Origin of the sequence: Microcoleus sp. PH2017_05_CCC_O_A (assembly GCF_020738785.1) — a bacterium.
Lineage (GTDB): Bacteria > Cyanobacteriota > Cyanobacteriia > Cyanobacteriales > Microcoleaceae > Microcoleus.
The window spans coordinates 25,112-44,825 of the sequence record NZ_JAEQCB010000072.1 but is presented as its reverse complement, the minus strand read 5'-3'; the positions used below and the strand labels follow the sequence as shown (position 1 = coordinate 44,825).

Below are 19,714 nucleotides of genomic sequence, written 5' to 3'. Positions count from 1 at the left end.
AATTAAGCGTCTCTCAACTAATGACAACTAACAACTAACAACTAACAACTAACAACTAACAACTAACAACTGACAACTGACAATTACCCATTAACAGCCATCAAACTGAAATAGAATAAAGAGAAAGTGCAAGTAGAACTAATCGCAAACATGAGCGATCGCCCCAGAGGCACATTCAGAATATAGAAAACCGAAAACAACAATCGGGCTACAGGAAAAGCGATTCCAGCCCAGCCCGCCGCCTCCGAATCTATTCCTGTCACAAAAGCCATCAAAGCCGCCGCTGAAAACAGCATAAACGTCTCAAACGAATTTTGGTGAGCCCAAGTTGCCCGCTGAGCGTAACCGGGCAACCTATCAAACATAGCGCGAGGTGCTGCTTGGTCATAGCCTAGCTGCAACCGAGCAAGGGCAACCACCAAAAACGGTGCGTAAACCAGCGCAGCAGCAGCAGCAACAGAATCAAGCAGAATAACCGACACAGGCAATCCCAACAGCATTATCCACCTCGCATTTCAATCAAAATAGAACAGAGTAACAACTTTGCGCTGTTCCTCCGCATCCTGGCAAGTTTTCAGCAAAGTGTGGCTTTCGTGAAAAGCAAAACAGATCAGTTGCTGACAGCGAGAAATAATCTCCTGATTGCACATGGCGCTGGCTTCCGGGAGAGACAAGCTGTCATTTTTGGGATTTTCTACCAAATGTATGACTTGTTCGAGCTGCTCGCGGGACTCCCGAGGCTGGCGGCTCATGCTTTGCGGCAAAATCACCGTCAGCAGATTAGGATCTGCTCGCATTGCCCCCCGAATTGCGGCTGAATTGGTGCCTGTAGCCCCGGATGTGATGAGCTGGTTGCCTCCCAGAACTAAGGCGTAGCTCAGCATCTCAATTAGCTGCTGGTGGGTAATAGGAACGTGGCGAGAACCCAAAAGAGCAACCCGCTTGGAGCTTGTTTGCTGGATCGCCGCAAGTTCTTGTAAAAAATCATCAACTCTGGGTAGCTCAATTGATTGACTCAAAGAATTTATTAAATTAAATAAAACTACGTTGTGGATTCTAGCAGACTAACTAGCAATTGCCACCAAAAAGAAGTTAAGAATTGCTGATTAACGGTATCTGACTAGAGGAGCGGGAGATTTGAGGAACCCAGAAGGCAGAATGTCTAAAAGCATTCGGCAGCCAGAGCAGAAGGTACGATTCAATAAAAATTGAGGATTTAAGAATTTTGAGTTTTTATTTTTTAAACCAAAAATCCTCTCTGCCTTCTTGCCTCTGCCGAATATGTTGTTCGCCCAGTTCCCGCTGCCGAATACCTTCAGATCCGGTGGCCTTGTTAATGAACTCGATCGCCCAAACCCAATGATGCCATCATGGCCTTAAGGTCAAAGTGTTCTGCCATTAGCTGAGTAACGCATTCCACCTTGATGCGTTCGTGCAGGCGCACGCTGCCAAAGGTGCTGTCGATAATTTCCACCGTGGTTAAGGTATCCAAATCAACAGATAAAACTGGAATTTCCATTTCTTCTGCTCTGCCGATTACCAAGGGAGAAGGAGGCAAGTGGCCTGTGAGAATTAAGCACTGAGTCGAGCTTTCCAGAGCCGCGAGCTGAATGTCCGTGCGATCGCCCCCGGTGACTACCGCCATATTTCTGGCTTTGCGGAAATACTTCATAGCTGAGCTAACATTCATCGCACCAATTGTCAAGGTTTCCACCATCAAATCCAAGCGGTCTCGACGGCAGAGAACATCAGCTTTCAATTGGTGGACTAATTCTTTGACGCTGACACTCCGCAGCAAAGCGCTTCTCGGCAGCATTCCCAAAACTGGAATACCGCTAGCTTCCAGAAAAGGGCGCACAGTCGCAGTTACGGATTCAAGTTTGTCGGAGGGAACATCGTTGAGCACGACGCCTATCAAGCGCGAGCCCAAGCGCCGCTTCGCTGACAGCAAATCGTCTATATAAAGATCGATCGGGCGCACTACCAGCAGCACAGAGGCATCAATGGCATCAGCGATTTGAGACAAAGACAAGTCAAACAGACTGCCTTCCTCCAAATTAGCAGGGCCTTCTAACAGCACCAAGTCTCCGCTGGGATTTTGCAAATATTGCGCCAGAGACTGGCGGTAATCTGTCTTGTCTTCTTGGCGCAAACGCTTGTGAACCGTCTCTTCGTCCAAATACAGCAGTGTTGACGGCATCTGACTTTCTGAGAGTTTAAGCGTCTCTACCGCGAACCGCACATCTTCCTCCGCCACTCCAGCTCCCTCCGAGCTGAAACAGGTTCCCAGCGGTTTGCCGTAGGCGATTGCCATTCCTTGTTCCCGGAGTGCCAGCGCCATCCCCAGGGCGATCGCGGACTTGCCGCTGTAAGCTTTTGTCGAACCGATCAGCAAATATTTAGTCAATTTGGGTACGCCTTCTCTCCTCAATTTGCACCTGTCTATTTAAATAAATTTAGTTTATTCAACAGTATTTTCGCACTGCGAGTCAATTTCGCAATATGATTATACTCGATTTTGTCACTTTTGTGCAGAGCGTTTTTTTGAGGGGAACTTTTATTCATTTGTTCGCCACCCTTTTGTTAGCTTTTTTTACATCTTTATTTTCATGTTTTTTCGATTTTCGGTTGTTAAGAACTATTTGTCAACAGCATTTAAAAATAATATTTTATAATAAATATTTGAGTGATAAATAAACCTATCGATCAAGGCAGATGCAACGTATATAATAGACGCAGAGGCCTTTCAATATAGGAAAGCAATTTTTGCACTCTTGTCTAATGATGCAATAACTCAGTTATAGCGATTCTTAATTTCCGTAAGGTACACGGGATCCTTAATTACATGGCTTACAAACAAACCTCAAGAAACTGGGTTTTTCACAAAATGTGAGTTTTTTGGGCTAGTATTTTCGTAAAAAAGCCCGGTTTCTGCCAACACCTACGTCCAGGACTAAGGAGCGCAAATTAAATAATTTACACATATTTGTGGAATGGGCGTCCCGCCCGTTCAGAAAGGACGGGCGGGACGCCCATTCCACAAGAATAATAAAAATTGTAAGTTATTTAATTCTCATTCCTAAGTTACCAATTACGAAAAATTCAAGCGTCGATCGCTGTTGTTGAGCAAGGCTATAGTACAATACGGTTCACTTAACACTTTTTATGCCCCGGATATCCCCCTAAATCCCCCTTAAGAAGGGGGACTTTAAGAGCTTTCTTGTCCCACCCCCTACTCCCCTTGGGAAGGGGGGTTAGGGGGGATCTGTCTTAAGTGAACAGTATTGGGCTATAGTATTGCGCCTTCTGAAATACAAGGCTTGCGCATGGGAGGCGAGAAACTCGGTTTATTCGTAGATTTCTCGTTACTAAGGAATGAAAATTAAATAACTTCCACTCTTGAAAGTGGGATGGGCGTCCCGCCCATCCCACCATAACAATTAAAATTGTAAGTTATTTAATTCGCGATCCTAAACACAAAATCTCGTAGAAACCGAGTTTCACTCTTGTCGCAAGCGCGTAACTCCTCAAAATAGAAATAGCGCACCAATAATATAATCTCGCCGTCCCGATGGCATTACATTATTAGCGCGCATTTTAGGGCCGCAATCAATTACAAACTTTTGGGAGCGCGGGTGCGGTGAAAATTAGTCATCCATACGCATCAGCTTGCGGTAAAACGTTTTAGAAAAATCGACGGTACGAGTCCGCTGAAAAGTTAGGAGTACCTCAATTAAACAACTGACAAACTCAGAACTTTGCATAGTCACTTCGTAGCTGAGTTCAGCATTACCGTCAAACAACACCCGACAGCGGGTCAAATCCATCGGCAGCGACGAGATATTCCAACTAGCGACAAAGGGTATATCTTCGCCGCCGTCAATTTTTCTTGCCCCCTCCAAGCTTTTGAGCTTGTAGAGGCCAATAGCGTGGGGCAAGAACTTGCGCCTGGGCTCTTGATAGAAAGGCGCGTAGACTTTCACTTCTTTGTCGTCGGCTGGTTTCAGTTGAGGAAGAGACATATTTCCGCATCCTGACAGTGGGTTGAGATCATCTGCAAAAACTAGCAGATATTCCTGGTCGATCGCAAGCAAAACTCAGTCTATTTTGGATTTGGGGATTTTAGATTTTAGATTTTAGATTTACAAGAACAGATGAATCTGCTGAAGTGGCGAGTTTGAACAGGAGTCTAAAATTTGGCGTGGCGAATGACTTAAGTCGCTGGCTGGTATCCGTTTTTGGATGAATCATCCCCAATACTCTATGCAATTCCAGTTTAGCAGTGCCGTACTCTTGGGCGATCGCGCACAAACGAGCTCCGGTCAATCGATTTTAGATTTTAGATTTTAGATTTTAGAGGCCACCCCACGGATAAATTCGGGGGAAAAGAGGATTTTCGATTTTCGATTTGGGATTGATTCCACGGATAAATCACGTGGCGGGTACCATCAATCAATTCTTGGTCAGCTTTCGACAAAAGCCCAGAAACTGGTACAGTGGATACTTATCTCTAAAATCAAAAACTATTGGTGGTTGAATCAAGTAACTTATGCAGGAGAGTTCTTGGCCGGAAAACGACACTCGCAGCGAGCTTAAGTTGGACATCCCCGATCTAGCTCAAGAAGAGCTCAAGAGTTTGACCTCGAACTCCAAGCTCGGCAAAATATTTGGCATCCCAGACATTGGCGACAGGGTGTTTGACGCGGAAACTTCATCAGAGCTCCCGGTGGCGGTGTCTGTGCCGGGATCTCCCTCTTTTCCTCAAAATCTGTACCGGGGACGGCGGGGAAAAGCCGCCGCGTTGCTGACTGCGATTTGGGGTGGCACGATCGCCCTACACTTGATTTCTTGGGGTGCGTGGGTAGTGTGGGGTTTGACGGGACTGCTGTGGATGCAAGCATTTCGAGTGTTGTTTGCCCAGCCCAAGCCCGCACTGCCGCCTCTGGCCGATGAAAATCGAGAGGATTGGCCCTACGTGTCGCTGCTGGTGGCAGCGAAAAATGAGGAAGCGGTGATTGCCCGATTCGTACAATCAATCTGCAATCTAGATTACCCGATCGACCGTTACGAAGTTTGGGCGATCGACGATCGCAGCAGCGACGGCACGGCGCTAGTATTGGAACAGCTAACCAAACAGTACCCGCAGCTCAAAGTATTTAGCAGAGGAGCAAATGCCAGCGGTGGCAAGTCGGGAGCCCTGAATGAAGTTTTGCCGCTGACTCGCGGGGAATTTGTGGGAATATTTGACGCCGACGCGACGGTAACGCCGGATTTGCTGCGCCGGGTGCTGCCGGTGTTCGAGAGACAAAAGGTAGGGGCGGTGCAAGTCAGAAAGGCGATCGCCAATGCAGCAGTAAATGTGTGGACTCGCGGCCAAGAAGCAGAAATGGCTCTCGATAGTTTTTTCCAACAGCAGCGGATTGCGATCGGCGGCATTGGAGAATTGCGCGGTAACGGCCAATTCATGCGCCGCACTGCCTTAGAACGCTGTGGCGGCTGGAACGAGGAAACCATTACCGACGACCTGGATTTGACCGTGAGGCTCCACCTAGACCAGTGGGACATTGAATTTCTGGCTTTCCCAGCCGTGTCAGAAGAAGGAGTTACCAACGCTCGCGCCCTGTGGCACCAGCGCAATCGGTGGGCAGAAGGTGGCTATCAGCGTTATCTTGACTACTGGCAGCTAATTTTGCGGAACCGGATGGGAACTGGGAAAACTTGGGATTTATTTGGATTTTGGGTATCTCAATATTTCTTGCCGACAGTAGCGCTGCCTGACTTTTTGATGTCAATTGCGCTGCGCCGGATGCCGATCGCCAGTCCGATAACTGTGATGACTCTTACTTTGTCCGTGGTGGGAATGTTTGTCGGTTTGCGGCGCACTCGCAAAGAGACTAAATTTGACATTAAAAGAGTTTTTGTCACCTTGCTGCAAACGCTGCGGGGTACTGTGTATATGTTGCACTGGCTGCTGGTAGGGATTGTGACGGCTCGGATTTCGGTGCGTCCCAAGCGGCTGAAATGGGTTAAAACTGTTCATCAAGGCACTGCTAAGTTGACAGTTGACAGTTGACAGTTGACAGTTGACAGTTGGCAGAAGGAAGAAGTCATTAGTCATTATTTATTGGGAAGGAGTCATTAGTTATTGGGAAGGAGTTATTAGTTATTGAGGAAAAGGGAGAAAATACACATGACAAGCTTAAAAGCAAGTCGTATTTGATGCTTGATTAGATTAATTTACTTGTAATCAATTGATAATTAGCTCCCAGAAATATCTGGAAACAGTATTGCCAAAACTCCGAAGAAAAAACAACTACTAACCATCTCCCTACTCTGTCCCGCCCAAGCTAGTCAAATCTTGCAATTGTCGATCGCAAAACAAAAAGTACAAAATAGCGTAATAAGTGATATAGCCTTTCTCAAAAAGATGAGGTATAATTGACAGCTTATAAACCACCCAGACGTATAGGGCCTTCTTCCCAACAACGTCCGCGAATCTTTCTGGTAACAAGTGATATGCCAGGAATACTACATAAGTAATCGGCAATATACAAAGTTGAGAATCAAAAGAGATAAAAACCATAACTTTTAATTTTTAACTTGACATAAAGCCAATTATTATCTATTAATAATGAATTGCCAAAAACGACGAATTGCTTGTTGCCAAATACCCGTCACCCGTTATTAAAAATGGATTTGTTAGAGTACCAAGCCAAATCTTTATTTCGTCAGATGGCAATTCCGATTTTGCCGTCGCAGCGGATTGACAAACCCGCCGACCTCAAAGGGCTGAAAATTCCTTACCCAGTTGTACTGAAGTCGCAAGTGCGGGCTGGGGGACGAGGCCGGGCGGGTGGCATTAAATTTGTGGAAAATACGATCGACGCAGTTGCTGCGGCTCAAACAATTTTTAATTTGCCGATCGAGGATGAATATCCGCAAGTCCTGTTAGCAGAAGCAAAGTACAACGCTGACCAAGAATTGTACTTAGCCGTACTCCTAGACCCGATCGCCCGCCGCCCGGTACTTCTGGGCTCCAGACAAGGAGGTATGGATGTCGAAGGGTCGATCGACCAAATGCAGCAAGTTGCCGTAGATCAGGAATTTTCGCCTTTCTACGCGAGGCGTCTGATGCTGAAAATGGGATTGCAAGGAGATTTGATTCAATCGGTGAGTACAATTGTCGAGAAAATGTATCGGTTGTTTGTCCAAAAGGATTTAGATTTAGTGGAAATCAATCCTCTCGGCATCAGTCCAACAGGAGAGTTAATGGCTTTAGACGGTAAAGTCAGCGCCAACGACGATGCCTTGGGGCGGCATCCAGACTTGGTAATACTCTCGGGTAAAAAGCTCTTCAGCGGGTTGGGAGGGGACAGCAGAAATGCCTATGGGGGCGATCGCCGGAATTCCAACTCAAAGTCGCAGCAGTCGCCGGATCAGTTTGACTCCAAACCTCAATCCCCAATCTCGAATTCCGCATCTCTGGAATTAGTGGAACTAGACGGGAATGTCGGGATTTTGTGCAACGGAGTGGGCCTGACAATGGCAACTCTGGATGCTGTAGCTCACCAACGAGGAAAACCGGCTAATTTTGTCAACCTGGGTTCTTTAGATCGTTACGATGCAGTAAATGCCCTGCGCGATCGCACCGAGTTGGGTCTGGAGTTGGTCGCTCAGGATAAAAGCGTTAAGGTGATACTTGTAAATATTTTGGACAGTGCTTCCAAGAGCGAGGAAATCATCACCGCCATAGCGGGCTATTTGGAACGAAAAGCTCGCGCCAACCGGCACATTCAAGTTGTGCTGCGCCTGGTAGAGATCGATGCTGATGCTGTTAAAAAGCGTTTCGGACAGTTGCCCGTGCAGCTAGCTAGCACTTTAGATGAAGCTGCGGCTCAAGCTGTATCATCTGCCAAGTAGCGACAGTCGATCGGCAAAACGAGAACTCTGGACAACATATGAAAGCCTTCTGCTTTTGAAAGATCGAGTTTTAACTAGGAAAAAATGAATTTAACTCCTGAAAGCAAAGTCCTAGTACAGGGCATTACAGAATCTCCCGCCTCAACGCGCGCCGCCCTGATGATGAAAGCATACGGCACTAATGTAGTCGCCGGTGTCAGTCCCGGTAGAGGAGGGCAGGAGTTGGAGGGAATTCCGATTTTTGATTTGGTAGAAGAAGCTGTGGCGACAGTGGGTCATGTTGACACTACGGTAATTTTGGTAGACGCTTACTGGGTGCTGGATGCGGCTCTAGAAGCGATCGCGGCAGGAATTCGGCAAATCGCGATCGTCACTGAGGGAGTGCCTCCTCTGGATATGGTGCGCTTAGTCAGAAAGGCAGAGGCCACAGAAACTTTAGTGATCGGGCCCAACAGTCCGGGGATTATTGTCCCTGACAAACTGCTGCTGGGAACTCACCCCAAGGAATTCTACACTCCGGGTTCGATCGGGGTAATCAGCCGCAGCAGCACTTTGACTTACGAAGTTGCTCTCGAACTGACTGAGGCAGGTTTGGGACAGTCGATGGCGGTTTGTATTGGCTGCGACGCGATTGTGGGTTCTTCTTTTATGCAGTGGCTGCAACTTTTGGACGAAGATGACAGTACGGAGGCGATGGTTTTAATTGGGGAAGTTGGCGGTTGGAGCGAACAAGCTGCTGCTTCTTACATCGCTTCGGCGATCGACAAACCTGTGGTTGCTTATTTGGCAGGCCGCTACGTTCCCAAGGGCCCGTCCTTGGGCCATGCCGGCATCCTGATCAGTTCTCGGGCTGCTGCCCAGAAAGCCTTTGGTGTTACGGTAGAGAACAAAATGGCTGCCTTTGAAGAGGCGGAAATACCCGTAGCTGCTCGGCCTTCGGAGGTTCCCAAGTTGCTCAAGAAGTTGCTCAAGAAAAATTAATTGCTTCTTGGTTTGTAGTAAGGACTTTAGTCCGCGTTTTTTGGTTTGTAGTAAGGACTTTAGTCCGCGCTTCTTAGTTTGATCGTTCGGAGTTTAGTCCGCGCTTCTTAGGAACGAAAATTTAATAACTTACACAAATTTGTGGGATGGGCGTCCCGCCCGTCTTTTCGGGACGGGCGGGACGCCCATCCCACAAGAACAATAAAAACTGTAAGTTATTTAATTTTCATTCCTTAGTTTGATCGTTCGGAGTTTTTTAATAACTTACACAAGTTTGTGGGATGGGCGTCCCGCCCGTCTTTTCGGGACGGGCGGGACGCCCATCCCACAAGAACAATAAAAACTGTAAGTTATACCAATTTAAAAAAAGAATGCAACAGTATTCTTGTCCCCCCCGCAAAGCAGCGGGGGGGCTAGGGGGGGTCGAAGAGTGTTGCACAATTTTAGATAAATGGTATTATTTAATTTTCATTCCTTAGTTTGATCGTTCGGACTTTAGTCCGCCAAAAAAGTCTGAGGACTTTAGTCCTCACTACAAACCTGTGCGATCGAACTTTCAGTGCTATTTTGTCTGAGTTGTGCCCTTTGTCTCGCCCTTGGAATCTTGCAGTAGGGTGCCCATATTTCCAGCCAAACCCTGAATTTTCCCAACAGTCGCAGCAATGCTGGCAACATCTACGTAAACCTCCGGGAGAGGATACTTTTTCAAGATTTCCAACAGCGACACCTTACCATCGTCGCCGGCTGCCAGAATCAGCGCAGCCCGCATGGCTTTGCCACCTTCTGTGCGGCGCTGAGTCCGAATTGCTTGACCAATTTCATCAGTAATTTTTTCGCCTGGGGTGCTGTAAACTATCCGGGCGAGATTAGCTGGCTTTAAACCGATTTGTAAACCGATCAACCCCTGCAATGTTTTTGGATCCATTTTGGAGAACCCGATAATTTGTTTGAGGGTTGGCGTCGTCGTGCCATCTTTAGCAAAGTCTTCTAAGTCGCTGATATTGACGGCTTGGCGGATCGGGCCAAATGTCAGGACAACTTTTTCGGCCCCGAATGCTCTACTGCTGCTAGATAATATGCTCGCGCTTGCTCCTAAAACTAGGGCAATGCCGATCGATACCAATTTGTTTAACTTCATATCCAGTTTCTGCGATCGATTTGAGCGATCGATTAAAATTATGCTTTCGAGATTTGTATATTATAGATGCAGCAGTTATATTCTACAAGGTCGCGAGTGTAAGTTTTGCCCGCCTCGCACCCAGCATCTTGACCCCAATTTTTCCGCATTTAGGACGTTAAGAATAAGTAACCACATCTACCGCAATATTTTTTCTGATATACATTTTGCCTTCTACCTGTGAGTGCCTTCTGCCTTCTACATAAGTGCCTTTTATCAGTTATGTTTAAAACCAAGCGCAAATCTAAGAAGTCCAAACAAAAGCCCAGCGAAAAAACAACAACGTCCAGCAAAAAAGAAATAGCGGCACAAAAACGCAAAACTTCACAAAAGCGCAATGAATTAGCGCAGGCGATCGTCATAAGCTGCTTAATCAGTGTTGCTGTCAGCATCATCCTGTTGTTCGTGGTTCGCGCTAAGATTGCTATTGCCGGAGGCGCCGCCATAGCCATTTTGCTACTTTCCTACAAATACCCCCGTCCAGCTTTCTGGGCTTTTTTTATTTACCTGCCTTTAAGCGGTACAGTTACCTACGCAATTGGTGGCGGGAATGCTGCATTTCAAGTAGCCAAAGACGCCTTCTACATACCAGCCCTCATCGCCCTCATTCAAAGCTGCAAAAAGAAACAGTTGCCTCTGTTCATTCCCAAACAAATGCTTTCTACCTTCAGCATCCTGTTGATGATGGCAATGCTGACTTTAATTTTTGTCAACGGGGAGATGCAGCTAAACCCGATGAAGGGCGACAAACCAATTCTACAAGGAATTCTCGGCTTAAAAGTATTGATAGGTTACATACCGCTGATTGCTTGTACCTATTATCTGCTCCGCACTAAGAAGGATTTGGTGTTTTTTGGTAGAATGCACGTAGTTTTGGCGATCGTTTGCTGCATTCTCGGTTTGATTCAGTACCTCTTGCTGCAAAGCGGAAAATGTGCGGGTACCCGAGGCATGATTGGAGAAGAATTATATAAAGCAACTCTGCAAGCTAGATGTTTTGTCGGCGGTTCTTTGGTATTCAGTCCAGAAGTCAAGTTTATCCGCTTGCCGGGAACTTTTGTCGCACCTTGGCAGTGGGCGTGGTTTCTAATTTCTAATGCTTTTTTAACCTTTGCCTCTGCCTTTTGCGATCCTTCATTCTGGTGGAGAGTTATCAGTTTATTTGGCATGGCCTTAGTATTTGCAAATGCAGTTATTTCGGGTCAAAGAGCTGCGTTAGTTATGGTTCCAGTTGCCACAGCCATCCTGCTAATTCTTACAGGTCAATTAGTTAACTTAAAACGATTTATTCCCATCGGTGCAGGACTGGCAATTCTGCTCTTTGTCGGTGCAGCAATTAACCCAGGAATAATCGAACAGCGGTGGGATAGTTTTGTTAACCGCTGGAACGCTGCACCGCCCCAACAGTTTATTTTTAATCAGTTCGAGCAGAGCAACAATTTTATCATTGACAGACCTCTTGGTAGAGGTGTGGGACGAGCGACTAATTCAACGCGGATCTTTGGTGCTACACAGCTAATTGAAACTTTCCAACCTAAGTTGATGTACGAACTCGGTTATCCGGGAATGATTGCTGTTCAAATCATGCTTTTACACTTGGCTTTTCTAACTTTTAGAGCTTACCGTTCTGTCAAGGACAAAAGTTTGCGGAGTTACGGAGCTAGTTTTTGGGTGTTTGTGGGATTTATTAGCATCTATCCTCAATACTATCCGCTGGATGTAGATCCAGTGTGTGTGTATTACTGGGTTTTGGCTGGGGCGATTTTAAAGTTGCCCAAAATTGACAAACAGGTGCAGGATGAGAAACACCAGGAACTTGAGGGACATGAATTGGAAGTTCACCAGCAATTTAAGGAGAAAAAAATTATTGCATCGGCTCCAATTTGACAAAAAAGGTACGTTGTTGCGCTTTAGCGCTATTTTCGAGAATTAACAAGAGCGCCCAAGCGCAACTACATACCTAAGAATTAACCCCAATGTTATGCAAAGGTACGTTGTTGCGCTTGGGCGCTATTTTCGAGAATCAACAAGAGCGCTGAAGCGCAACTACATACCTAAGAATTAACCCCAATGTTATGCGACTTGTGTAAGCCCAGAAAAATTTGTAGTGTTGTAGTTTCAACGGACATGATATAAATTGTAATTTTACTGTGGTTTCCAAACAGGACTCCCAGCATTTAAATCCTTGTCGCTGGTCAATTTATTTAATCCCGAACCGTCGCGATTAATTACATACAAATTACTTTTGTTACCTGTATTCTCATTCAAAGTAAAAGCAATTTGCTGACTGTCATAAGACCAAGCTAATTCAGAAATTCCAGACATTCCTAGGCGGGGAGCTAGTTGATTTAGCTGGGAAGTTTCCTGCCATCGGGCGACCAGGAAAGTGCATCGTAGTTTTGGGGTTTTTGGGTGAGATTTTTGGCGGTTCCGCTGTTAATGTCGATCGCCCAAATATCCTGCTGTTCGCCGCCGACATCGCCCGCTTTCCCCTGATAGTAGGCAATGCGGCTGCTGTCAGGCGACCAAAACAGCTTGACATTGTATACTTGATTTTGCGGGTTATTCGTCAAATTTTTGAGGTTGGTTACGTCAGCATTAATTGTGTAAATTTGCTGTTGGGGATAGGTGCCAAACCAGAAAGCAATTTTTGTGCTGTCTGGAGACCAAACAAGTTCACTTCCGCCCGATGTATATTCGCCGGGACTTTTAGTGAGTTGGGTCATTCCCGAACCATCAGTATTCATTTTGTAGATATTTTTATCCTTGACAAATGCTACCTGCTGGCCGTCAGGAGCAAGGTAGAATGCCGAGGCAATTTCTGTTTTAGGCGGCTCTCCTCCTACTTCCCAATTCCGAACTAATTTAGTTCCTTTAATCCCCGAATTGTCGCTTATATAAAGTGATTGACTGCCAGAACTATCAGAGGTAAAACCGTCGCAAGAACGGGCAAAAACAAATTTTTGGCTGTTAGAAAACCAAGCTATTTCAAAACTAGCTGCTTTGCAAGACTCCCCAGCAAACTGTTTAGTTAACCCGGAACTATCGGCATTGACTGTATAGATGTCTCTGTCTCCGCCAACAAAAGCCAGCCGCTGACCGTTGGGAGACCAAACTAGGGCATAGCCAACATCTATATTTGGCGCAAGTTCGCGGCGGGAGGAACCGTTAGGATTGACCAAAAATAAACTGTTTTTCACCTCACTGCCGCGCCTCTGGAGAGCCACAAACGCCAGTATGCTTGGTTTTTGGGCTGCGGCTGTCGGAGGGGACTGAAGACCCAAAAATAAGGCGATCGAGAGTGTTAGGGAGATCAGGACGATCGAGCTAAGTCGCAATAATTTATGCAAACGCATTTTGTTAGTTGATCCTCTTGACAATGGAGAGTGGAAAGCAAAAAAGATAGCTCCGATCGATATGTCGCGACAGCCTCAAACTCTGTTTAATTCTACCAATAATTAGCTCAAACATTTTTTTACGGGACGGATTCTTGCTGGTGGGCGGCATCCCTAACTCGCAACACATCAAGTTCAAGTCAGTTGCACTCATAGCCAATAATTTTTGACTCACCTCTTCTTCATTACCATTCTTAGCTTGTAAACGCAATTCTTCATAAGCTTCGAGAACATTTCCGATCGATAAATTAGCAGATTTACTAACATTAGCAATAGTAGCTGACTCAGAAGTTTTTGACCTACCAGAAAGCACTCCCCGCTTGACTTGAGTCTCAATCCTGGTTAATTTTTTAGAGACCTCACGCAAGATTTCCTTAAGTTCGCCAATTTCATCAACTAACCCCCCGCTTTCTTGCTCAGCAGCAGAAATATCTTTTCTAATCATTTCTTTAGATACTCCTCACACTCACGCCATAGTTGTTCAAATTCTCTAACTAATTCTCGTGGTAGTTCTCCCTCATTAATCGCTCGTTTTAGACCGACACTTTCCCGAATTGTCGATTCTAAAAATCTGACTTCTATGTTATTATCTTTTGATATTTCAGCGCAAAGTCTCTTGACTTCTCTCATATAAAACTGAACTTCATTTGTCAGCAATCCTCCATAGATTTTAGCTTTATTCATAAATACCGCAATTTTGGGAAACGGGTAAGGTTCAATCCGTTTTTGGAGCGAGTTCAAAACTAAACTCAATCCCCGAGAACCAAAATAATCTGGATTGACTGGAATTAATATTAAGTCGCAGCATGAGAGTACGCTATAGGTGAGGAGACTGAAGGAAGGTGAACAGTCAAAAAGCATCAAGTCGTATTTTGGGAGATTAGCAGAGTTGGCTATTTTACCGATGAATTGGCGGATAAAGTCTTTAACATTTTTCCCTTCAAATCCATCTAGATCCAACCAATACAATTCTTCGACTGAAGGAACAAAATGCAATTGTTCGTCAACCTGATAAATGGTGTCGAAACCAACGGGAAACTTAAAGTTGTGTCCGGCTTTTTTAAAGACTTCTAAAGCGTCGTAAATTGTGAGTCTGTGTTTGAGAGATTTTTCGTACCACTTGCCAAATTTGTCGTCTAAATGACCCGTATTTTCGTTAAGCCCGATCGCCTCTGTGAGCGACATCTGCGGGTCTAAGTCTAACATAAGGACTTCTAGGTCTGTGCTTTGGGATATAATGTTTCCCAGGCTCCAAGTGACGGTGGTTTTCCCGACACCGCCTTTGAAGTTGATCACGGCTATGGATTTTGGACTCATGGCTGGCTTTGTCTAGATTTTGCTCAAATATAAATTAAAACATATTGTGTGACTTAGTTCAGCGTGCGATCGCAGCCCGATATGTCAATTGACATGAAATATCGAATAGTTCCTCCTATGTTGGTACTGAATATCTATGCCATTGTTGACTCCTATAATATATGAGGTTAATCAACTTTCTCCCAATCATTTTGGGTGTTTGCCAATGCTGCCTCATACCTTTCCAGAGACATTGTAACTCTTGGCAAAATGCTAAACTATACCAAACCTGTTTTAAATACACCGTTTACCTCTTAGTCTGCGGAGGCAGACTTCGTTTTTGTAGACGCGGTTTCAACCGCCGAATCATCAAACAACTAAATAACCTCAACTTACTATTTTGATGACATTCGGTAGCGCATCCAAAAACAATACAATACAACCAAAACCAACCATCCCGACACATAGCAAAACCCAGGAAGCGCAACATCAATATTCGGTAAAGACTGCGTGCTGACTTCAATCAACTGATCGATATGCGGTTGCACAAAGTTATCATGGATATCTTCCAATGCTTCGCGTTGTTTGATTCTGTCTTCCTGGGTAGCCATAATTCACCTCGTTTTGTGCTTATGAGGTAAATTGTTTTTTTGGGCTTTTACCCAAGCAAGCAAAAAGCAAAAATTCTGAAACCCTTGTATAATCGGGGTTAAGCGCTTGGGCAAACCAACTGGTTTGGGCAAACTCGCCCAAGCGACGATGAATTTTACTCAAAAGGTAGCGATGGCACGAAAATACGGGAAAAACGCCACCACAAAAAACAACGTCTTAACACTGGTTGAGGCGTTACTCGCCCTCGCGGATGGGGAAATTGCCGTGCCGGGGGATAAGCTGAAAGCTACCTTCAACGTGGAATGGGTAAAGGAAAATGAGTTGCTGGTATCGGGGAAAATTCAGCAAAAACGCAACAACAGAACCCAAACCGTTGACAAAGGCATCACTAAAGATGATTTATGGACGTTGGTGGAATGTTTCGGAAAGGTGTTAGAACTTTCTCAACCCAAGGATGAAAAGAATGTCGATAACGCCCAGAAAAGAGGAGAGGCAATCCAAGATGTTTTCGACTGTCTGAAAGACTTAGGTATACTTGAACTCAAAGACAGTCCAAGAAATCAAGGATTTTGGAAATTTCACCTCAAACTGGATCATCAAACTAAGCCTAAAAAAAATTTAGAAGTAATTGAGGAAAAGTGGAAAGATATAATTGGATCTCTCACAGTCGAGATATCCCATGAAACTCCTAAACCTAAAGAAGCACCCATAAACTGGCAAGAAATCTGCCGCCAAAACCTCGCCCAACAGCAACTCACCACCAACCCCTTTACCAACGCCTGCGGGATGACGCCGCAACTGGATGCGGTTTATGTTCCCTTAGCGATTGTCGAACGCCAAAAACCCAAACCTCAGCCAAGGAATCAGCAGGAAGAAAAGGAAAAGGAAACAGAAAAACTCATTCCCATTGCTGAAGAACGCTTTTTTGAGGATGTGTTGCGACAAGGGAAAAGCGACATCAGTCAAGGGCGAAAAATTGCGATTATTGGCGAACCGGGTGCGGGGAAAACCACGCGGTTGCAGAAGATTGCGGATTGGATTTTAGAGAAAGATTTGGGATTGCCGATTTGGATAGATTTAGCTGAATTAGGTGCGCAAAGTATCTGTGAGCATTTGGAAAAAGTGTGGTTGTATGGGTGTCCAGGAGGAGTGACGCGCCGCGATTTAGAACCACAAATGAGTCGGGTTTGGTTGTTGCTGGATGGTGTGGATGAAATGACGCACACTCAAGGAATGCAGCAGTTGGGGAAAGACTTATTAAGGACATGGGTGCAGGCGGCGCGGGTGGTAGTGACTTGTCGGGTGAATGTTTGGGAGGCGGATAAAAATGCTTTTTCGGGGTTTGATGTGTTTCGCAATTTGGAGTTTAATGCCCAACAAGTGACGGAGTATATTCGCCGTTGGTTTGCGGGGATGGGGGATGCTGCGACGGGGGAGAGTTTGGAGGCGGAATTAGCAGAGTCGGAGAATTCCCGTCTGAAGGAGTTGATTCAAAATCCGTTGCGGTTGTGGATGTTGTGTCAAATTTGGAGTTTGAGACAGGGAACTTTACCGGATACTCAGGCAAAATTATATGCCAGTTTTATTAAGTATTTCTATCGCTGGAAAGAGCAGATTATCGAAATATATGAAAAGCTATGTGGCAAAACTGAGAAAGAGTGTCAGAAACTTTTACATGAAGGGTTAGGAGAATTAGCAAAAGCAGCAATTGATGGCAAATCGAGTCGTTTTCGCTTGTCCTATCAGTTAGTGAGTCAGTATTTGGGAGATCGAAGCGATGAAACTTCTTTATTATCATTGGCGTTATCTCTGGGATGGTTGAATCGGGTTGGTATCGATTTTGATGAACCGGAAGAATCTGTTTATGCGTTTTATCATGCGACGTTTCAGGAGTATTTTGCGGCGTTGGCGGTGGATGATTGGGATTATTTTTTACCTCGGAATCATGTTAATTTTTCGGTGGTGGGGAAGGAATATCGGATTTTTGAAGCGCAGTGGAAGCAGGTGATTTTGCTGTGGTTGGGGCTGGAGGGTGTGAATCGGAAGCAGAAGGAAGAGTTTATTGAGGCACTGGTAGAGTTTAAGGATAAGTGCAATGATTTTTATGGATATCAAGCCTTTTTTCTAGCTGCTGCGGGGATAGGTGAGTTTAAAGATTGTTCGCGGGCTGATGAAATAGTACCAACAATCATTAAGTGGGGATGTGGTTATTTCAACATTGAAAAACAAGAATGGCAGACATTTTTAGAGCCAATTGCAGAGGGAGCAAGAGCAGCACTGTTACAGACTAACCATAGTATAGCTGTCAACCAACTCATTCATTTACTGAAAAATACTGAACATAACAATACCCTTCGGATAGTCGCTGAGATTTTGGGTAAAATTGCGGTAGGCAACCCAGAGGCGATCTCTGCTTTAATCAGAATTATCTCAGCGACTACTGATGATGATATTCGTAAGACAGTCGCTTCTAGTTTGGGTAAAATTAACCCAGGCAATCCAGAGGCGATCGCTGCTTTAATCCAACTTCTCTCAACGACTAATGAGTCTACCCGTTGGGGTGTGGCTGACAGTTTGGGTCGAATCGACTCAGGCAACCCAGACGCGATCGCTGCTTTAATCCCAATTCTGTCAGCAACTACTAATGAGGATATCCGTCAGAGTGTCGCTAGGAGTTTGGGTGAAATTGCCAAAGGGAACCCAGAGGCTATCGATGCTTTAATCGCACTTTTCTCAGCGACTAATGATTGGCATACCCGTCGGATAGTCGCAGGAAGTTTGGGTGAAATTGCGATAGGAAACCCGGAAGCTATCGCTGCTTTAATCAAAATTCTATCAGCGACTAATGATGAAGATATCCGTCGTAGAATCGTTGACGTTTTGGGTAGAATTGCGACAGGAAACCCAGAAGCTATCGCTGCTTTAATTAAAATTGTTTCAGCGGCTAATGATTGGCATATCCGTCATATAGTCCCAGAGATTTTGGGTGAAATTGCGACAGGAAACTCGAAAGCTATCGCTGCTTTAATTGGGATGATCTCAACAACCAATGATAATTATACTCGTTGGATCGTCGCTGAAAGTTTGGGTAAAATTGCCACTCGCTTCTTTAATCAAACTTCTATCAACTACTAATGCTGAGGATATCCGTTGGAAAATTGCTGAAATTTTGGGTAAAAGTGACCCAGGAAACCCAGAGGCGATCGCTGCTTTAATCGAAATTATGTCAACAACTAATGATGAGGATACCCGTTGGAAAATTGCTGAAATTTTGGGTAAAAGTGACCCAGGAAACCCAGAGGCGATCGCTGCTTTAATCGGAATTCTCTCGGCGGCTAATGATGCGTCTACCCGTTGGAGAGTCGCTGAAATTTTGGGTAAAATTGACCCTGGCAACCCAGAGGCTATCGCTGCTTTAGTCAGAATTATGTCAACAACTAATGATGAGGATACCCGTTTGATAGTCGCAGAAAGTTTGGATAAACTTGACCCAGGAAACCCAGAGGCGATTGCTGATTTAATCAAAATTATCTCCACAACTAATGGTGAGGATACCCGTGGAATAGTCGCTGACATTTTGAATAAAATTGTGGAAAATGACCAGATGCCTTCAGTTGTCTCTGCTTTGCAACACTTTCTGTGTGATAAAACCCGTGAAACCAATTTTGACCTCTACGAAAACAGCTTTAAAATCATCTGGAACTGCGCCCAAAATCTGCCTTACCCAACTTTCTATCAAGCATGGCACCATCAACTCACCACACCCCATCCAGAAGTCCCAGAAACAACAGGAGTCGGTTCTACCCCCTTCACCCAAAGCCTCAATTTAGCAGATTTACCCAACATCCTTGAAGCCAGACTTGTAGAAACACAATTAATCGATTCCCTACAGCTAATTTGCATCGACACCAGCAAATTCATCGACACCCATAACCCCGCCCTCGAAATCTACGAACAATTCCTCGACCAAAACTGTCCCCAACGCCCCAACGGCGAACCCGAAACCCTCCCCCAACTCAAATCCTACTGGAATCAACTCCGCCGCCACAGCGACAAACACCCCATCCTCATCTTCTACCAAGACCCCACATCCCCCGCCGCCCAAGGTTTGAGCCCTACTTTCCTCGATGCGCTTACCCGCTTCGACGGTACTATCTGTCTCGTCACCGACTCGCCACATCCACCCCTGCAAACCTTCTCGCCCCATGACTCCGATTTACTTCAAAGTGTCGTAAATTGGCTCAAAAGAGTTGATTTAGAGTCTTAAAGAAACCGGGTTTTTGGCCACTTCTACGAAGCGCAGCGAATAATTCTTGAAAAAACCCGGTTTCTG

The 19,714-nt window shown here is 45.3% G+C and carries 17 protein-coding genes; 6 read left to right on the top strand and 11 right to left on the bottom strand.

The window, feature by feature from the left end:
• Nucleotides 1-83 precede the first annotated feature (83 nt).
• The 5 genes from JGK20_RS17655 to JGK20_RS17635 form a co-directional block, all read right to left on the bottom strand.
• Nucleotides 84-500 (bottom strand): MAPEG family protein, encoded by a 417-nt coding sequence (locus JGK20_RS17655; protein ID WP_293184317.1) that lies wholly within the window; start codon nucleotides 498-500, stop codon nucleotides 84-86.
• Between the two features lie 15 nt (nucleotides 501-515).
• Nucleotides 516-1,019, bottom strand: a complete 504-nt coding sequence (locus JGK20_RS17650; protein WP_293131869.1) for a DNA recombination-mediator protein A — start codon at nucleotides 1,017-1,019, stop codon at nucleotides 516-518.
• A 314-nt stretch (nucleotides 1,020-1,333) separates the two neighbouring features.
• On the bottom strand, nucleotides 1,334-2,431 hold the full coding sequence (locus JGK20_RS17645; protein WP_293184320.1) for a phosphotransacetylase family protein: 1,098 nt from the start codon (nucleotides 2,429-2,431) through the stop codon (nucleotides 1,334-1,336).
• 1,216 nt (nucleotides 2,432-3,647) lie between these two features.
• Entirely contained in the window at nucleotides 3,648-4,022 is a 375-nt protein-coding gene (ebsA, locus tag JGK20_RS17640; RefSeq protein WP_293184323.1) for a type IV pilus biogenesis protein EbsA, read from the bottom strand.
• A 100-nt stretch (nucleotides 4,023-4,122) separates the two neighbouring features.
• The gene (locus tag JGK20_RS17635) at nucleotides 4,123-4,326 is read right to left on the bottom strand and encodes a hypothetical protein (protein WP_293184326.1); all 204 of its coding nucleotides are present in this window, start codon (nucleotides 4,324-4,326) and stop codon (nucleotides 4,123-4,125) included.
• Between the two features lie 223 nt (nucleotides 4,327-4,549).
• Here JGK20_RS17635 and JGK20_RS17630 point away from each other — a divergent pair, with 223 nt between their 5' ends.
• The 3 genes from JGK20_RS17630 (at nucleotide 4,550) to JGK20_RS17620 (ending at nucleotide 8,901) form a co-directional block, all read left to right on the top strand.
• On the top strand, nucleotides 4,550-6,073 hold the full coding sequence (locus JGK20_RS17630; protein WP_293223578.1) for a glycosyltransferase family 2 protein: 1,524 nt from the start codon (nucleotides 4,550-4,552) through the stop codon (nucleotides 6,071-6,073).
• A 617-nt stretch (nucleotides 6,074-6,690) separates the two neighbouring features.
• Nucleotides 6,691-7,920 (top strand): succinate--CoA ligase subunit beta, encoded by a 1,230-nt coding sequence (locus JGK20_RS17625; RefSeq protein WP_293208027.1) that lies wholly within the window; start codon nucleotides 6,691-6,693, stop codon nucleotides 7,918-7,920.
• Nucleotides 7,921-8,004: 84 nt separating this feature from the next.
• On the top strand, nucleotides 8,005-8,901 hold the full coding sequence (locus JGK20_RS17620) for a CoA-binding protein (protein ID WP_293231571.1): 897 nt from the start codon (nucleotides 8,005-8,007) through the stop codon (nucleotides 8,899-8,901).
• A gap of 562 nt (nucleotides 8,902-9,463) precedes the next feature.
• Here JGK20_RS17620 and JGK20_RS17615 read toward each other — a convergent pair.
• Nucleotides 9,464-10,039: an alpha/beta hydrolase gene (locus JGK20_RS17615; protein WP_293218884.1), complete on the bottom strand. Its 576-nt coding sequence runs from the start codon at nucleotides 10,037-10,039 to the stop codon at nucleotides 9,464-9,466.
• A gap of 261 nt (nucleotides 10,040-10,300) precedes the next feature.
• On the opposite strand from JGK20_RS17615, the gene hpsL reads away from it, so the two are divergent.
• The gene (hpsL, locus tag JGK20_RS17610; RefSeq protein WP_293184340.1) at nucleotides 10,301-11,965 is read left to right on the top strand and encodes a hormogonium polysaccharide biosynthesis protein HpsL; all 1,665 of its coding nucleotides are present in this window, start codon (nucleotides 10,301-10,303) and stop codon (nucleotides 11,963-11,965) included.
• 258 nt (nucleotides 11,966-12,223) lie between these two features.
• On the opposite strand, the gene JGK20_RS17605 is transcribed toward hpsL, so the two are convergent.
• From JGK20_RS17605 to JGK20_RS17585, 5 genes are all read right to left on the bottom strand, one after another.
• Complete coding sequence (locus tag JGK20_RS17605; protein ID WP_293231568.1) at nucleotides 12,224-12,403, bottom strand: hypothetical protein; 180 nt, start codon at nucleotides 12,401-12,403, stop codon at nucleotides 12,224-12,226.
• Nucleotides 12,404-12,426: 23 nt separating this feature from the next.
• Nucleotides 12,427-13,434, bottom strand: a complete 1,008-nt coding sequence (locus JGK20_RS17600; RefSeq protein ID WP_293231565.1) for a DPP IV N-terminal domain-containing protein — start codon at nucleotides 13,432-13,434, stop codon at nucleotides 12,427-12,429.
• A gap of 4 nt (nucleotides 13,435-13,438) precedes the next feature.
• Nucleotides 13,439-13,918 (bottom strand): hypothetical protein, encoded by a 480-nt coding sequence (locus JGK20_RS17595; RefSeq protein ID WP_293231562.1) that lies wholly within the window; start codon nucleotides 13,916-13,918, stop codon nucleotides 13,439-13,441.
• Nucleotides 13,915-14,790, bottom strand: coding sequence for a ParA family protein (locus JGK20_RS17590; RefSeq protein ID WP_293231559.1), 876 nt, complete (start codon nucleotides 14,788-14,790; stop codon nucleotides 13,915-13,917). Before JGK20_RS17590 ends, JGK20_RS17595 begins: the two co-directional genes overlap by 4 nt.
• Before the next feature lie 374 nt (nucleotides 14,791-15,164).
• A complete protein-coding gene (locus tag JGK20_RS17585; protein ID WP_293231556.1) occupies nucleotides 15,165-15,380 on the bottom strand; it encodes a hypothetical protein in 216 nt (71 codons plus the stop codon).
• Nucleotides 15,381-15,486: 106 nt separating this feature from the next.
• On the opposite strand from JGK20_RS17585, the gene JGK20_RS17580 reads away from it, so the two are divergent.
• Together JGK20_RS17580 and JGK20_RS17575 are read left to right on the top strand one after the other, a co-directional pair.
• Complete coding sequence (locus tag JGK20_RS17580; RefSeq protein ID WP_293231554.1) at nucleotides 15,487-18,516, top strand: HEAT repeat domain-containing protein; 3,030 nt, start codon at nucleotides 15,487-15,489, stop codon at nucleotides 18,514-18,516.
• Nucleotides 18,476-19,648: a HEAT repeat domain-containing protein gene (locus tag JGK20_RS17575; RefSeq protein ID WP_293231551.1), complete on the top strand. Its 1,173-nt coding sequence runs from the start codon at nucleotides 18,476-18,478 to the stop codon at nucleotides 19,646-19,648. The genes JGK20_RS17580 and JGK20_RS17575 overlap by 41 nt, the downstream gene beginning before the upstream one ends.
• The last annotated feature ends 66 nt before the right edge of the window (nucleotides 19,649-19,714 follow it).

Excerpts from the sequence above, each read along its gene's own strand:
- JGK20_RS17655 (WP_293184317.1), bottom strand. The coding sequence starts at position 500 with ATGCTGTTGGGATTGCCTGTGTCGGTTATTCTGCTTGATTCTGTTGCT.
- ebsA (WP_293184323.1), bottom strand. The coding sequence starts at position 4,022 with ATGTCTCTTCCTCAACTGAAACCAGCCGACGACAAAGAAGTGAAAGTC.
- JGK20_RS17630 (WP_293223578.1), top strand. The coding sequence starts at position 4,550 with ATGCAGGAGAGTTCTTGGCCGGAAAACGACACTCGCAGCGAGCTTAAG.
- JGK20_RS17625 (WP_293208027.1), top strand. The coding sequence starts at position 6,691 with ATGGATTTGTTAGAGTACCAAGCCAAATCTTTATTTCGTCAGATGGCA.
- JGK20_RS17620 (WP_293231571.1), top strand. The coding sequence starts at position 8,005 with ATGAATTTAACTCCTGAAAGCAAAGTCCTAGTACAGGGCATTACAGAA.
- JGK20_RS17615 (WP_293218884.1), bottom strand. The coding sequence starts at position 10,039 with ATGAAGTTAAACAAATTGGTATCGATCGGCATTGCCCTAGTTTTAGGA.
- hpsL (WP_293184340.1), top strand. The coding sequence starts at position 10,301 with ATGTTTAAAACCAAGCGCAAATCTAAGAAGTCCAAACAAAAGCCCAGC.
- JGK20_RS17605 (WP_293231568.1), bottom strand. The coding sequence starts at position 12,403 with ATGTCTGGAATTTCTGAATTAGCTTGGTCTTATGACAGTCAGCAAATT.
- JGK20_RS17600 (WP_293231565.1), bottom strand. The coding sequence starts at position 13,434 with ATGCGTTTGCATAAATTATTGCGACTTAGCTCGATCGTCCTGATCTCC.
- JGK20_RS17595 (WP_293231562.1), bottom strand. The coding sequence starts at position 13,918 with ATGATTAGAAAAGATATTTCTGCTGCTGAGCAAGAAAGCGGGGGGTTA.
- JGK20_RS17590 (WP_293231559.1), bottom strand. The coding sequence starts at position 14,790 with ATGAGTCCAAAATCCATAGCCGTGATCAACTTCAAAGGCGGTGTCGGG.
- JGK20_RS17585 (WP_293231556.1), bottom strand. The coding sequence starts at position 15,380 with ATGGCTACCCAGGAAGACAGAATCAAACAACGCGAAGCATTGGAAGAT.